13 protein-coding genes are annotated in these 14122 nt (G+C 72.9%); 7 read left to right on the top strand and 6 right to left on the bottom strand.

Annotated elements, in window-relative coordinates; all coding sequences use genetic code 11:
* Window positions 1–33 precede the first annotated feature (33 nt).
* From gabT to ACFPLC_RS20555, 4 genes are read left to right on the top strand one after another with little or no spacing between them, the layout of a single operon-like run.
* Window positions 34–1389, top strand: a complete 1356-nt coding sequence (gene gabT / locus ACFPLC_RS20570; protein WP_378205165.1) for a 4-aminobutyrate--2-oxoglutarate transaminase — start codon at window positions 34–36, stop codon at window positions 1387–1389.
* A complete protein-coding gene (locus ACFPLC_RS20565; protein ID WP_378205168.1) occupies window positions 1386–2813 on the top strand; it encodes an aldehyde dehydrogenase family protein in 1428 nt (475 codons plus the stop codon). Before gabT ends, ACFPLC_RS20565 begins: the two co-directional genes overlap by 4 nt.
* Window positions 2814–2818: 5 nt before the next feature.
* Window positions 2819–3328: an HAD domain-containing protein gene (locus tag ACFPLC_RS20560; protein ID WP_378205170.1), complete on the top strand. Its 510-nt coding sequence runs from the start codon at window positions 2819–2821 to the stop codon at window positions 3326–3328.
* 42 nt (window positions 3329–3370) lie between these two features.
* Window positions 3371–3655 carry a hypothetical protein gene (locus ACFPLC_RS20555; protein ID WP_378205173.1) on the top strand — a complete coding sequence of 95 codons (285 nt, stop codon included), beginning with the start codon at window positions 3371–3373 and terminating at the stop codon, window positions 3653–3655.
* Here the strand turns inward: ACFPLC_RS20555 and ACFPLC_RS20550 are convergent.
* Together ACFPLC_RS20550 and ACFPLC_RS20545 are read right to left on the bottom strand one after the other, a co-directional pair.
* A complete protein-coding gene (locus ACFPLC_RS20550; protein ID WP_378205175.1) occupies window positions 3630–4403 on the bottom strand; it encodes a helical backbone metal receptor in 774 nt (257 codons plus the stop codon). The genes ACFPLC_RS20555 and ACFPLC_RS20550 overlap by 26 nt on opposite strands.
* On the bottom strand, window positions 4400–5806 hold the full coding sequence (locus ACFPLC_RS20545; protein ID WP_378205178.1) for an RNB domain-containing ribonuclease: 1407 nt from the start codon (window positions 5804–5806) through the stop codon (window positions 4400–4402). The genes ACFPLC_RS20550 and ACFPLC_RS20545 overlap by 4 nt, the downstream gene beginning before the upstream one ends.
* Before the next feature lie 130 nt (window positions 5807–5936).
* Between ACFPLC_RS20545 and ACFPLC_RS20540 the strand changes: the two genes are divergently transcribed.
* Complete coding sequence (locus ACFPLC_RS20540; protein ID WP_378205181.1) at window positions 5937–6881, top strand: ATP-binding protein; 945 nt, start codon at window positions 5937–5939, stop codon at window positions 6879–6881.
* Here the strand turns inward: ACFPLC_RS20540 and ACFPLC_RS20535 are convergent.
* Complete coding sequence (locus tag ACFPLC_RS20535; RefSeq protein ID WP_191315113.1) at window positions 6878–7075, bottom strand: hypothetical protein; 198 nt, start codon at window positions 7073–7075, stop codon at window positions 6878–6880. The two genes, ACFPLC_RS20540 and ACFPLC_RS20535, sit on opposite strands and share 4 nt — an antisense overlap.
* A 366-nt stretch (window positions 7076–7441) precedes the next feature.
* Between ACFPLC_RS20535 and ACFPLC_RS20530 the strand changes: the two genes are divergently transcribed.
* Both ACFPLC_RS20530 and ACFPLC_RS20525 read left to right on the top strand, forming a co-directional pair.
* Window positions 7442–7819, top strand: a complete 378-nt coding sequence (locus tag ACFPLC_RS20530; RefSeq protein WP_378235882.1) for a hypothetical protein — start codon at window positions 7442–7444, stop codon at window positions 7817–7819.
* Window positions 7820–8132: 313 nt separating this feature from the next.
* Entirely contained in the window at window positions 8133–8570 is a 438-nt protein-coding gene (locus ACFPLC_RS20525) for a hypothetical protein (RefSeq protein ID WP_378235881.1), read from the top strand.
* A 1867-nt stretch (window positions 8571–10437) separates the two neighbouring features.
* On the opposite strand, the gene ACFPLC_RS20520 is transcribed toward ACFPLC_RS20525, so the two are convergent.
* The 3 genes from ACFPLC_RS20520 to ACFPLC_RS20510 are packed head-to-tail and all read right to left on the bottom strand — an operon-like array spanning window position 10438 to window position 14117.
* Window positions 10438–11424: a C40 family peptidase gene (locus tag ACFPLC_RS20520; RefSeq protein WP_417281640.1), complete on the bottom strand. Its 987-nt coding sequence runs from the start codon at window positions 11422–11424 to the stop codon at window positions 10438–10440.
* Window positions 11425–11441: 17 nt separating this feature from the next.
* Entirely contained in the window at window positions 11442–12044 is a 603-nt protein-coding gene (locus tag ACFPLC_RS20515; protein WP_378205186.1) for a hypothetical protein, read from the bottom strand.
* A gap of 3 nt (window positions 12045–12047) precedes the next feature.
* Window positions 12048–14117, bottom strand: coding sequence for a magnesium transporter (locus tag ACFPLC_RS20510; protein ID WP_378205189.1), 2070 nt, complete (start codon window positions 14115–14117; stop codon window positions 12048–12050).
* Window positions 14118–14122 lie beyond the last annotated feature (5 nt).

The following is a 14122-nucleotide window of genomic DNA, read 5'->3' as shown; positions in this document are numbered from 1 at the left end:
CCTGAGGACGTCCCCGACTTCCAGGAGCACGCCGTGACCGCAAGCACCACCGCCGCGCCGCAGGCCCCGGCGCCCCGCCAGCGCAGGCTGCAGACCGAAATCCCCGGCCCCCTCTCGCGCGAGCTGCAGCAGCGGCGCGCCGGCGCCGTCGCCGCCGGGGTCAGCTCGGTGCTGCCGGTCTACGTCACCTCCGCCAGCGGCGGCCTGCTCACCGACGCCGACGGCAACGTGCTGATCGACTTCGGCTCCGGCATCGCGGTGACCAACGTCGGGCACTCCGCGCCGGCCGTCGTCGACCGCGTCCGCAAGCAGGCGTGCTGGTTCACCCACACCTGCTTCATGGTCACGCCGTACGAGGGGTACGTCGAGGTCTGCGAAGCGCTGGCCGAGCTGACGCCGGGCGACCACGCGAAGAAGTCGGTTCTGTTCAACTCGGGCGCCGAAGCCGTCGAGAACGCCGTGAAGATCGCGCGCACGGCGACCGGGCGCCAGGCCGTCGTCGTGTTCGACCACGCCTACCACGGCCGCACCAACCTGACGATGGGCATGACCGCGAAGTCCGTGCCGTACAAGCACGGTTTCGGCCCGTTCGCGCCCGAGATCTACCGCGTGCCGGGCTCGTACCCGTTCCGCGACGGCCTGTCCGGTCCTGAAGCGGCCGCGCTGGCCATCGACCGGATCGAGAAGCAGATCGGCGGCGACCAGGTGGCCGCCGTGGTTTTGGAGCCGATCCAGGGCGAAGGCGGCTTCATCGAGCCCGCGCGCGGCTTCCTGCCCGCGATCGCGGCCTGGTGCCGCGAAAACGGCGTCGTGTACGTCGCCGACGAGGTCCAGACGGGCTTCTGCCGCACCGGTTCGTGGTTCGCGTCCACCGACGAGGACGTGGTGCCGGACCTGATCGCCACGGCCAAGGGCATCGCGGGCGGCCTGCCGCTGTCCGCCGTCACCGGCCGGGCCGAGCTGCTCGACGCGGTCCCGCCGGGCGGCCTCGGCGGCACGTACGGCGGCAACCCGATCGCCTGCGCCGCGGCACTCGGCTCGATCGAGACGATGAAGACCGAGGACCTCGCCGCGTCGGCCAAGCGCATCGAAGGCGTCGTCCTGCCGCGGCTGCGCGCGCTGGCCGACGAGACCGGCGTCATCGGCGACGTCCGCGGGCGCGGCGCGATGCTGGCCGCGGAGTTCGTCCGGCCAGGCACTTCGGAGCCCGACGCCGACCTGACCAAGCGGGTCGCGGGGGCTTGTCACCGCGCCGGGGTCGTGGTGCTGACCTGCGGGACCTACGGGAACGTCGTCCGGCTGCTGCCGCCGCTGTCGCTGGCGGACGACCTGCTCGACGAGGGCCTTTCGGTGCTCGAACACGCCGTCCGGACGGAGGCCCGCGCGTGACGTTCCCGTTCTGGGTCGCCGGGAAGCCGGTGACCGCCGGTGCGACCGCCTCGGTCGAGCACCCGTACGACGGTACTTCGGCGGGGTCCCACTTCGTGCCGTCGGAGGCGGACGTCGAGGCCGCGGTGCAGGCCGCGGCCGACGTCGCCGACGAGTTCGCGACGCTGCCCGCGCACGTCCGCGCGGGGGCGTTGGACCACGTGTCCCGTTCGCTGGGTGAGCGGTCCGAAGAGATCGCCGCGCTGATCACGGCGGAGGCGGGCAAGCCCCTGAAGTGGGCCCGCGGCGAGGTCGGGCGCGCGGTGTCGACGTTCCGCTGGGCGGCGGAGGAGGCCCGCCGGTTCTCGGGCGAGCTGCAGCGCCTCGACACGGACCCGGGCGGCACCGGCCGGCTGGCCCTGGTGCGGCGGGTGCCGCGCGGGCCGGTGCTCGGCATCACGCCGTTCAACTTCCCGCTGAACCTGGTGGCGCACAAGGTGGCTCCGGCGCTCGCGGTGGGCGCGCCGATCGTACTCAAGCCCGCGCCGTCGACCCCGCTGACGGCGTTGCTGCTCGGCGAAATCCTGGCTTCGGCGGACCTGCCGGCGGGCTCGTGGTCGATCCTGCCGGTGGACAACGAGACGTCGTCGAAGCTGGTCGATGACCCGCGGCTGCCGGTGGTGTCGTTTACCGGCTCGGTCCCGGTGGGCTGGGCGATCCGCGACCGCGTGCCGCGCAAACACGTCGCGCTGGAACTGGGCGGCAACGGCGCGGTGCTGGTCTGTCCCGATTGGACTGATCTGGACTTCGCGGCGCAGCGGATCGCGACCTTCGCGATGTACCAGGCGGGGCAGTCGTGCATCTCGGTGCAGCGGGTGTATGCGCACGACTCGGTTTTCGACGCGCTGGCCTCGAAGGTGGTTTCGCAGGTGCGCGCGTTGCGGACCGGAGATCCGCGTGCCGAAGGAGTCGACGTCGGCCCGCTGATCAACCTCGACGCCGCTTCCCGGGTTTCGTCGTGGATCTCTTCGGCGGTGTCCGAGGGTGCCCGCCTGCTGACCGGCGGCGGCCGGTCGGGGGCGACGGTCGAGCCGACGGTGCTCGCGGACGTCCCGGAGGACGCGCCGGTGATGGCCGAAGAGGTGTTCGGGCCGGTGGTCTCGCTGGTCCGGGTGTCGTCGGTCGAGGAGGGGGTTTCGCGGATCAACGCGTCCCGGTTCGGGCTGCAGGCGGGGGTGTTCACCCGCGATGTCCCGACGGCGTTCTCGGTGTCGGCGGCTCTTCGCGTGGGTGGCGTGATCGTCGGTGACGTGCCGAGCTTCCGGGCCGACCAGATGCCGTACGGCGGCATGAAGGACTCGGGCGTGGGCCGCGAAGGCCCGGCGGCGGCGATGGCGGACTTCACGGAGGAGCGGGTAACGGTCTTGACCGGCTTGACGCTGTAAGCCGTGTGAGACCGCTGATCCTGCTCGACGTCGACGGCCCGCTGAGCCCGTGGGCCGCCCCGCGCCACGCGAAGCCCGCCGGCTACGTCGAGCAGTCGCTGCGGCTCTCCCGCTGGAGCCGCCGGCGGCTGCGGATCTGGCTGAACCCGGCACACGGCCCCACGCTGCTCGCCCTGGCCAGCCCCGCGAAAGCGGAACTGGCCTGGGCGACCAGCTGGGAGCACCGGGCGAACCGCCAGGTGGGCCCGGCGATCGGCCTGCCGCCGCTGCCGGTGATCGAGTTCGCCGGCCCGCAGCCGTCGTGGAAGTTCGGCCCGGTGGCCCGCTTCGCCGCGGGCCGCCCCCTGGCCTGGTTCGACGACGACTTCGACCTGTTCCCCGAGGCCCGGCGCGCGTTCGTCGAGCGCCGCGCGGGCCTGGAGACGGAACTGATCCCGGTCGACGCGCACACCGGCCTGACGGGCGAGCACTTCGAGCGCCTCGAAGCCTGGCTGCGGAAAATCGATCAGCCGTGACCCGGCCTCGGCGTAGCTTGGGCCCGGGAGGAAGCTCATGACGTGCCTCGCAAGGGTTCGCGGCTCATCACCGTGGACGGCACCGAATACCGCTGGGCGGTCCGCCGCAAGCCGACCTATTCGCAGGGGCTCGGCGCCACGATGACCTTCGCCGTCGAACTCGCCGAGGGGCCCGGTGCCACCCTCGTCGTGGACACCGGGCGGCCGCGGCCGGACAACTGGCTTCACCTCACCACCGAGCCCGTCCGCCCCGCCGAAGTCGCCGCGGCCGTTCGTGCGGCGGTGGCCGCCGGCTTCGGCTTCAGAGCCCGGCCAGCACAGCCGTGAGTGCCTCGTGCGCCTCGACCAGCGAAGGCCCGTACCAGGTGAGGTGGCGGCCCGACACCAGGACGTACCGCGCGTCCGGGAAGTGGTCCGGGCCGTCCTCCTCGGTGAACAGGTACGGCTCGTCCGGCAGCACCAGCAGATCCGCGTCCGCGCTCAGGTGGGCCCGCAGCTCCTCCACGTCCGGCCGCGGGTAGCGCTCCTCCGCCGTCGCATACACGTTCGCCACGCCCACCCGGCGCAGGACGTCCCCCGCGAACGTGTCACGGCCCAGGACGATCCACGGCTTGCGCCACACCGGGACCACCGCGTGGAAGAGCACCGGCCGGACCTCGCGCCAGGCTTCCTCCGCCGCCACCAGCCACTCCGGCTCGGCCAGCTCGTACGCCTGGGTCAGGATCCGCCGCAGGGAGCCCAGCGCGGCCGGCACCGACGCCGCCGCGGCCATCACCCACACCGGGATCCCGTTGGCGCGCAGGCGTTCCACGTCCTCCTGGCGGTTCTCCTCCGCGTTGGCCAGCACCAGGTCCGGCGCCAGGTCGAGCACCCGGTCCAGCTTCGGGTACTTCGACCCACCCACCCGCGGAACGTCCAAAGTGGACGGGTGCGTGCAGTAGTCCGTCGCGCCGGCCAGGCGTCCGGGCGCGCTGACCTCGACCGCTTCGGTCAGCGACGGCACGAGCGACACCACGCGTGAGGCCGGTCCGGACAGCGGGACCGGCTCACCGAGATCGTCGACCAGGTACGTCATGCGCGTTCGAACGACACCTTCCGCTTGTCGACGTCGACCGCGGTCAGCCGGACCGCGATCCGCTCCCCCGCGGTCAGCTTCTCCCCCGCGCACTTCGCCATCACCGTCGGGTCCTCGACCAGGATCTCCGCCTTGTTCTCGTCCGCGCGCAGCACCACCGCGCTGAACTCGCCGCCGACGTGCTCGGCCAGCACCCACGCCTCGACCTGGTCGATGCACGCCCGCTCGACCTTCGCGGCGAGCGTGTCCGACGCGCTCATCCGCTCCGGGACGTCGGCCAGCGCCGCGCGCACCCACTCCGGGACCTCGCGCCCGGCCGAGACGGCGAGGCAGATCTCCGTGGCGAACCGGTCGACCAGCCGCCGGATCGGCGCGGTGACGTGCGCGTACGCGCCGCCGATGCCCGCGTGGGTCGTTAGCGACGGCACCTCGCCGTCGAACGCCGTGTAGCCCGCGCCGCGCAGGAGCCGTGTCGTGTCGGCGTAGAGCGCCATCGACGCCGGCTGGCCGGGGTCCAATCGGGACAGGAACTCCGAAACGGTCGTCTCCGGCGCCCACGGGATGCCCAGCGCCTCCGCCGAGCGGCGCAGCCAGTCGACGGCCTCGGGCTCCGGGTCGGGCAGCGTGCGCAGCACGCCGATCCGCGCGTCGAGCATGATCCGCGCCGCGGCCATGCCGGTGAGCAGCGAGATTTCGGCGTTCCAGGCGTCGACGGCGGTGCGCGGGCGGCGGGCGAGCACCCAGCCGCCGTCCGGGTCGCCGGTGATCTCCTGCTCCGGCAGCTGCAGTTCGACCGCGCCGCGCCGGACGGCCAGCTCGCGGCGCCGCCGGCCCAGCTCGGGCAGCGCGGCCACCGACGGGTGCGGGTTCCCGGCGTCGAGCGCGGCCTGCACCGTCTCGTAGTCGAACTGCTCGGTGGACCGGACCAGCGCGCGGCGGACCCGGGTGGCCGTCGGCTCGCCCGCGTCGTCGGTCTCGATGGTCCAGAGCACCGCGGGCCGGACCTCGCCGGGCAGCAGGCTCGCCGCGCCTTCGGAGAGCACCGGCGGGTGCAGCGGGACGTTCCCGTCGGGCAGGTAGAGCGTCTGCCCGCGCAGGCGCGACTCGCGGTCGAGCGCGCCGCCGGGCGGGACGAACGCGGCGAGGTCGGCGATGGCGTAGTGGACGCGGAAGCCGTGCGCGGTCTTCTCGACGACCATCGCCTGGTCGAGGTCCTTGGCGCCGGGCGGGTCGATGGTGACCAGCGGCAGGTCCGTCGCGTCCTCCCGGGGCCCGGCGCTGGCCAGGGGGTCGAGGACGGCCGCCTCCGCCTCGGCGAGCACCTCGGGCCCGAACGACTCCGGCAGCGAAAACTCGGCACGCAGGGGGCCGAAGTCCCCGCCCGCCGAGTGTGTCCTGATCACGAGGGGAGGCACCCCCCAACCCTAACCCGGTTCCGGCCCGGAGATCGCCCGATCGGGCGCGGGCCAGTCGGGTGTACGTTGCCGGGGTAATAATGAAAACCGTCATCATTGCCAGAAGGGGACCCCGACCGTGAAGATCGCGTTCGTCGGCAAGGGCGGCAGCGGCAAGACCACGCTGTCGTCGCTGTTCGTGGCCTACCTCGCCGACGCCGGGCTGCCGGTGCTGGCCATCGACGCCGACATCAACCAGCACCTCGCGGTGGCGCTCGGCGCGACCGAGGAGGAAGCGCTCGCCTGGCCGACGCTGGGCGACAACATGGCGCTGATCAAGGAGTACCTGCGCGGCGACAACCCGCGGATCCCCGACGCGGCGTCGATGATCAAGACCACCCCGCCGGGCCGCGGCTCGCGGCTGGTCCGGCCGTTCGAGGACAACCCGGTGTTCGCGGCGTGCTTCCGGCAGCTGGGCGGCGTGCGGCTCGGCGTCACCGGCCAGTTCGACGAGGACGACCTCGGCGTCAAGTGCTACCACTCGAAGGTGGGAGCCGCGGAGCTGCTGCTCAACCACATGGTCGACGTCGACGGCGAGTACGTCGTGATGGACATGACGGCGGGGGCGGACGCGTTCGCGTCGGGGCTGTTCACCCGGTTCGACGTGACGTTCCTGGTGTGCGAGCCGACGGTCCGGAGCGTCGGCGTGTACCGGCAATACGCGGACTACGCCCGCGACTTCGGCGTGCGGCTCGTGGTGGTCGGCAACAAGGTGACGGACGTGGAGGACGTCGAGTTCCTGCAGGAGCAGGTCGGCTCGGCGTTGCTGGGGTGGCTGTCGGCGTCAGGGCACGTGCGCGCGGCCGAGCGCGGCACGGCCCGGCCGATCGCGGAGCTCGAGCCGGTCAACCTGTCGACGCTGGCCTCGATGCGGTCGACGGTCGACGCGGAGCAGCGCGACTGGGCGCGCTACCAGCGTCAGGCGGTCGAGTTCCACCTGCGCAACGCGGCGGCCTGGGCGGGCGCCGACCTCGCCGCGCAGGTGGACCCGGAGTTCGTGCTGAGCCCGGAAGTGAAGGTCTAGTCGTCGTTCCACTTGGCGTCGGCGGCGTCGGCCTGCCGGGTGCGTTCCTTGGCGATGTCGAGGGCGCGCCGGGCGGTGGCCTCGTCGGGGTACGGGCCGAGCAGATCGACGCTGCGGCTGCGTTCGAGGTGCTCGACCTGGTGCGTGCGGGTGTTGTAGTACCACCCCTGGTCCGGGTTCGGGTCTTTGGACATGGTCCTAGGTTCGCACCCTCGGGCCGGTTTTTCAGCGCTTGTACCGGTAGGGGATTTCGGTCGGCTGCCCGGTGGGGCCGAAGTCCTGCGGTTCTTCGGGCTCTTTGGTTTCGGTGAACTCGTCGAACCAGCCCCGGGCGGTACCGCGGGGCGGGGTTTCGGGCTCTTGGCGCGAGGGCTGCGGCAGCGGGGTGTCCCGGCCGGGAAAGACGGGGCGGGCGTTCGGAGCCGGGGGCGGGACGGGAGGCATGGTCCCGGGGCCGGGAAAGACGGGACGCGCGGGAGCCGCGTGCCGGGCGGGGAACGGCTGGGGGGTGGATTCCGGGCCCGGAAAGACCGGCTTGGGGCGTTGGGTGGGGCTCTGGGGTGCGTTGGCGCCGGGAGCCGCCGGGGAACCGGCTGGGCCTGGCACCGGAGCAGCACCCGGTGCCACCGGGGAACCGGGCAGGCCTTGTGCCGAGGCGGTGCCGTGAGCTGCCGTGGGGCCGGCCGGGCTCTGCGCAGAGCCGGTGCCGGGAGCCGCCGCGGAACTGGCCGGGCTTTGTGCTGGGGCAACGCCAGGAGTTGCCGAGTCTGGCACCGGACCGGTGCTGGGAGCCGCCGGGCCTGGCACCGGAGCAGCGCCAGGAGCCATCTGGGAACTGGCCGGGCTTTGTGCGGGGGCAGCGCCGGGCGCCGCCGGGGAACCGGTCACGCCTTGTCCCGGAGCAGCACTCGAGGCCGCCGGGCCTGGCACCGGGCTAGTGCTGGGAGCCATTGGCGAAGCGGGGCCAGCGCCTTGCGGGGGCGCGATGCCCGGCTGATGGGTCACCTCAGGCAAGGCGACTGGCAGCGGGGCGACGGCGGGAGCCGAGGGCGCGCCGGGGACGGATGCAGTAGCACCCGGGGCAGGCGCCGGGTGGGGACTTTGTGCGGTGCCGGGCAGTGGGGCCGGGCCGGAAACCGAGTGCAAGCCGGGCCCCGGCGCAGCGCCATGGCCGGGCGCCAAGTGGGGACCTTGGGCGGCAGCGGGCACCGGTCCGATGCCCGGAGCCGACGCAGCGGCCGGTTGGCTGCCGTGCACGGGAGCAGAGCGCGGATCGATACCGGAGGCCGGCAGTCCGGCGGGTCCCCAGGGCGGCTGGGGCAGCTGGGAACCGGTGATCGGCGCCTGCACCTCCGGGGAGGCAGGCCGGGATGCCTCGTCCGAGGCAGTGGCCGGCTGGGGAACGGCATCCGGTCCCGTCGGTGGTTCGGCAGGCAGGTGCCCGCCGCCCGGCTGCGGCTGCGGCTGCGGCTGCGGCTGCGGCTGCGGCTGCGGCTGCGGCTGCGGAACAGCCGACCGCACTTCCTGCCGCGCGGTAGGCGGCCCCGACTGGTAATCCGGCTCAACCGGGTGGATCGGCCTCTGTGCCTCCGAGCTGGGCACGATCGACTCGGCCTGGCCCGGTTCGCTCGCCGGGGCCTCGACAGGTGCGGGCGCGACCTCGGCCTGCGGCTCGTTCGACGGCCCTGATTCAGGTTCACCCGCCCCGGCGCGGGCAGCTTCCCCGGGCCCCGATCCAGCTTCCGCCGCCTGATCCGCATCCCCCGGCGCTGATCCGCTCGCCGGCGCCGCAAGCTTTGCCTGGTCAGCTTCCCGCAGCGCCGATTCGGCCGGTGCCGCAAGCTCTGCCTGGTCAGAATCCCGCGCCGCCGATTCACCTGACGCCGCAACCTCCGACAGGTCAGCCTCCCGCAGCGCCGATTCACCTGAGGCCGTGAGCTCTGCTTGGTCAGTGTCCCGCCGCGCCGATTCAGCCGGTGCCGCAACTTCAGCCGGGTCAGCGTTCTGGGGCGCCGATTCGCTCACGGCGGGCACAACACCAGGGCGGTCCGCCTCCCGCGGGGCCGGTTCACTCGGTGCCGAGGCCGCGCTCTCCGGCCGGTCGCCCGGCTGCAGGTTCGATTCGGCCGCTTCCGCCGCAGCGTCCTCGGGCCGATCCGTCTCCGGTGGGGCCGGTTCGGCCGCTGCTGGCGCAGCTTCCGGCTGGTCGGATTTCTGGAGTGGCGGTTCGGCCGATGCCTGTGCAGCAACGTCTTGCCGGTCAGCCGAAGGCGAGCCGAGACTCTCCGGACGAGACTCCTGAGCGGGCTCGGAAGCCACCGGCTGCTCGGGCTGAAGCGGCGGCGAAGCAACATCGGGCGCCGAACTCTCGGGCTGCGGTGTCTCGGACAACGCTTCGGCCGACGGGGAAACCGCGGCCGCAGGGGGCTCGACCGGCGCCGACGGGCGTTCCGCTCCAGCAACCTCCGGCCGAACGACCGCTTCACCAACCGGCACCGACGGACGCTCCACCTCCAGCCGAGCAGCCGCCTCGCCAACCGGCGCCGACGGACGCTCCACCTCCGGCCGAATAACCGCTTCACCAGTCGGCGCCGACGGACGCTCCACCTCAGGCCGAGCAACCGCCTCACCCACCGCCGCCGCGGGCTCCGCAGCAAACCCCGGCCGCCCCGACGGCTCGACCGCCCCCTGCACATCCGCCTGCGAAACCGGTGCCGCGTGCCAAGGCGACGACGGCGCCCTCACCGGCCCCGGCAGGTCCGACTCCGCCGTCACCGACCACTGCGGCTCCGCCGGCGGACCCGGCTCACGAGAAGCCTCCTCCGGGCCGGAGCGACCCCATACGTGCTGCTCCGGCGTCCCCGGCACCGACTGCGCCGGCGGGGGGTGGGGCACCGTTCGCCACACCGGGGCCGGGCCGATGTTCATCGGGGCCGGCGCCGCTGCCGGCGGCTGGGCTCCGGGTGGGGAGGCTGCCGGGGGTGCCGGGCGGGCCGCCGGCTTGGGGATCGGGTCCAGGCACGACACCAGGACAGATGTGTTCTCCGGGTCCGGAACCTTCCGGCCGCTGCGCTCGCGGTAGACCATCTCGCCGTCCGCGTCCATCTCGACCAGGTAGCCCGCCTCCGCGAGCTGCTCCTCGTCGAGGTCCGCCAGCTTTTCGTAGCGCGAAGGAACCACCCGGTAGATCGGCCACGCCAACCCGGCGTGCTCCGCGTGGAACTGGGCCAGCAGGGCCGCCATCTGGTGCTGCCAGGGCAGCGACATTCCCTCGGCCAGCGACCGGGGCAGCACGACGTACCCCGCGTCCACCCCCGGGTAGCCCTGGCCGAGCTGGTCGGCGAGGGGGGTGCTGGACGCTGGGCGGGCACTCTGCCGGGGCGGCTGAGGCGCGCCGAACAGCGCCGCCGGGTCCCGGGGCTCCGCGGGCTTGCCCCGCCTGCCGAATTTGCGTCCCACGTGCTCATCCTCTGCCAGTGCGCGGCCACCTGCTCGTGGCAAGCGCCGCGACGTCGGGTGAATCGGTGCGATCCTGTCCAGGCCCTCGCGACCCATGCTAAACGCCGGGGCGGACCGCCTGCGGCACGAGTTCGCGCTCGTCGAACGAGAAGTCCCGGGTGTGCACCGGGACGCCGGTCTGCTGCGCCTCGACGATCTTGTTGTCCCCCAGGTACATCATCACGTGGTGGATGGAGGACGGGTCGGCGGGGTCAGTGGCGAGGAACAGCAGGTCACCGGGCTGCGCGTCCCGCACCGGCAGGTACGCGCCGGCGTGGTACTGGTCACGCGAGACGCGCGGCAGGATGATCCCCGCCGACTCGTACGCGCGCAGCATCAGCCCCGAACAGTCGTACGAATTCGGGCCCGTGGCGCCCCACACATAGGGCTTCCCCTGCTCGCCCAGCGCGAAACTGATCGCCTTCCCGGCGGCCTGGCTGGGCGGCAGCAGCGCCCCCAGGCCGGTGCCGCAGGCGACGACGTCGACGACCTGGCCGACCGACTCCACCAGCGTCGCCGCCATCGGCTCCCACTTGTGGTAGCGGTCCGGGAAGCCCGAGCGCTCCACCGCCTGGGCCGCGTCACCCGGGCGCTTGTTCTCCCAGTCCGGCACCGCCAGCAGCACGTTGTAGAACTTGTTGACCGCGTACGTCGGGTTGGTGACCTCGGCGATCGAGCCCCAGCCCATCGACGGCCGCATCTGGAAGATGCCCTGGGAGTCGCGGTCGCCGTAACTGAGGTTGTGCAGCCCGGACTCGGTCATCCCGGCCTGGATCGCGACCTGCCACGCGCGCGGCGCCAGCGACCGCTGCTTGCCGATCGAGATGATCAGCGCGACGATGCCGCGCTGCTCGTCGTCCAGCTTCGACGCGTCGACCGTGCCGCGGTCGCCCTGGCCGGGCTGGGTGGGCCCGACCGACGCGTCGCAGCTCATCAGGGACACGCCCCGGGCCTGCGCCTGCTGGTTGTCGATGACGACCTTCGCGGCGACCGCGGTCACGACCAGGGCACCGATCGCGAGGAACACGACCAGCCCCAGCCACAACCCCAGGCGCCGCACGGTCAGCTCGCCTGGTCGTAGTCGGCCACCCGCCAGCCGGCGTTGGTGCTCACCACCGTGATGGCCAGCTTCGGCCCGTCGGTCGGGATCGTCACCTGCACCGACTTGGGGTACGCCGTGCCGGCGACCGGCTCACCGGTGACCTTCGTCGCCGGGATGTTCGCCGGGTCGACCGTCGCCATCACCGGCAGGTACTCGTCGGTGGTGAACGGCTTCAGCTTCGCGAGCCACTGGTCGGAGGTGATGCCGGCCGGGTGGTCCACCCAGGCCGCGGCCCATTCCTTGGCGACGCGCAGCGCGTCGGCGTTCGGCGTCGTCGGCGTCGGGGTGGCCAGCGGCGTGGTGAGCCGGGTCGGCAGGTTCGACGTCGGGCCCGGTGCGGCGATGCCCGGCGCGGTCGCCGTCGCCGAGGTGGTCGTCTCCGGGCCCGGCGGCGCCGCCTTGGCCTGCGGTTTCCCGACCACCTTCGGCAGCACGACGCCGAGCGCGGTGACCAGGATCGCCAGGAACACCAGCGTCCCCATCAGGTGCCGGGGCGAGCGCAGCGGCCAGCCCCACAGGCGCCGGTAGACCGCGGTGCGGCCGCGGTTGGTGCGGATCGGCATCGGTCACCGCCCCATGACGTGGTCGGTGTCGCGCGGTTCCTCGCGGACCTCGATGCCCCGCGACGGCCGGTAGAGCACGAAGACCGGCTTACCCGCGACGACCTCGGGGTCAACCCGCCGCGGCTGGGCGCGCACGCCCGGGGTGCGCGGCGTGTAGTCGCTGAAGCTCGACTCGGGCGGGCGCAGATCGGACGGCACGACGACGGGCTCGGGTTCGTCGCTCCAGCGCCGGTCGGCGACCGGCGAGGTGTCGACGCGCCGGCTCTCCTCCCGCGTCGTCGGGCGGCCACCGGCCCCGACGACGACGTACTCGCCGCCGTCGCCGTTGGCCGGGTTGTACTGGCCGAACACCGGCGCGCCGGGACGACCGCCCGCGGGCAGCGCGCCCGCGGAGCCGCCGCCTCCGACGGCCCCCGGCCACGCACCGGACCAGGCGGCGGCCGGGCGGGAGGCGCCGGAGGCGTTGTCGAGGCGCTGGGCGTTGGCGAAGATGGTGGCTTCCGGCCGGAACCGGCCGCCGCCGGCGGTGGCCCCGAGCGGGCCGCGCTGCTCGCCGTCGACGACGTCGTCGGTGTCGCGGACGTGCTGCCAGAACTCGTCCTGCGGGGTCGGGCCGCTCTTGTTGCGCCGGAACCGCGAGAAGATCCCGCCCCCGGGCGACGGCACGGCGGCGCCGACCATGCTGACCGACATCTCGACCATCTGCCACAGCCGCCGCACCGGCCGCCCGACCATGAACAGCAGCACGGTGATGAGCCCGGCGAGCACCATCTGCGTGAGCATGTTCAGCGAGTTGCCGGCGTCGAAGATGGCCTGCAGCAGCAGGGCGTGCACCCCGGCGAGCACGGAGAGCACGACGAGGTTGAAGGCGACACCGCCGGCGACCTTGAGCACGCGGCGCAGGATCTCCGGGTGCAGCAGGGCGACGAGGCCGATCAGCGGCGCGGTGAGCGCGAAGAGGCGGATGAGGACCTGGGCGAGGAGGACACTCGCTTTCGCCAGGAGCTGGAAGAGGGAGTAGACGAGGGCCTGGCCGAGGGACAGGAAGCCCGCGCCGGTGCGGCCGCCTGCCTCGCCGGTGAAGTAGCCGGTGGCGGGGCCGAGCTTGGTGGAGATGTCCTTGTAGGCGTTCTTCTTGCCGTCGATGACCGACTGGTTGCCGTCGTCGCCGTTGACCAGCTGGTTGCGGGTGAACGCCTGGGCGTCGAGCAGCGGCTTGCCGTACTGCTCGGCCTGCGGCGCCGTGGGCGTGCCGAACTCCCCGCGCAGCCAGTTGTTGTAGACGATCTGCGTGTGGAGCTGGGTGGGCAGGATGTCGCGGATGATCCGGTCGCCGCTGTCGTCGACGAAGCCCGCCTGGATGTTCGTGGTGGTCTGGACGATCGCTTTGTCGACCGGGTCGAAGTAGCGCAGCATCGCCAGTGACGACGCCGCCAGCCACACCCCGGCCAGCGCGTAGAGCGCCCGTTTGCTGACCGCCGCGAGGTCGCCGCGCCAGATGTTGCGGAAGAGCATGATCGACAGGATCAGCGCGACCAGGCCGAACAGCTGGGCGTAGATGTTGTTGTAGACCTTCTCGGCGCCGGACTTCACCGCGTTATAGATCGGGTTCAGGAGGCCGCCCTCGAGCACCGTGTAGTGCAGCGAGTTGGTCGCGCCGACGATGTTCTTGCCCAGGTTGAAGAGCTGGTTGCCGCCCCAGGTGTCCAAAGTGGACCCCGGTGGGGTGAGGCTGACCGCCGAGCAGTTGGTCTCGAAGGTGTTCCACACCATGCCCGCGTAGCCGTAGTCGATGTAGGCGCTGTTCGGCTCGCCGTGGCCCTCCGGCGGGTCGATTGCGCCGACCATCCCGGCGCCCGGGCGTTCCGGGTTCGGCGCCTCGCCGCACGCCGCCGCGCTGGCCGCGGGAGCCGTGGCGATGGCCTGCAGGCCGAGGACCAGCATGACGGCGAACATGGTCGCCTTGCGGCTCGGCACGCGCCGGGCCGGGCCGCCTTCCTTGATGCGGCGTTTGACGGCGTGCCACCCGGCGGCCAGCGTCAGCAGCACCGCCAACGTCAGCAGGGTGTTCATGCCGC

Origin of the sequence: Amycolatopsis plumensis, from assembly GCF_042652605.1 — a bacterium.
GTDB lineage: Bacteria > Actinomycetota > Actinomycetes > Mycobacteriales > Pseudonocardiaceae > Amycolatopsis > Amycolatopsis plumensis.
Note: the sequence above shows the minus strand (reverse complement) of the source record. Positions and strands in the feature narration are given on the sequence as shown.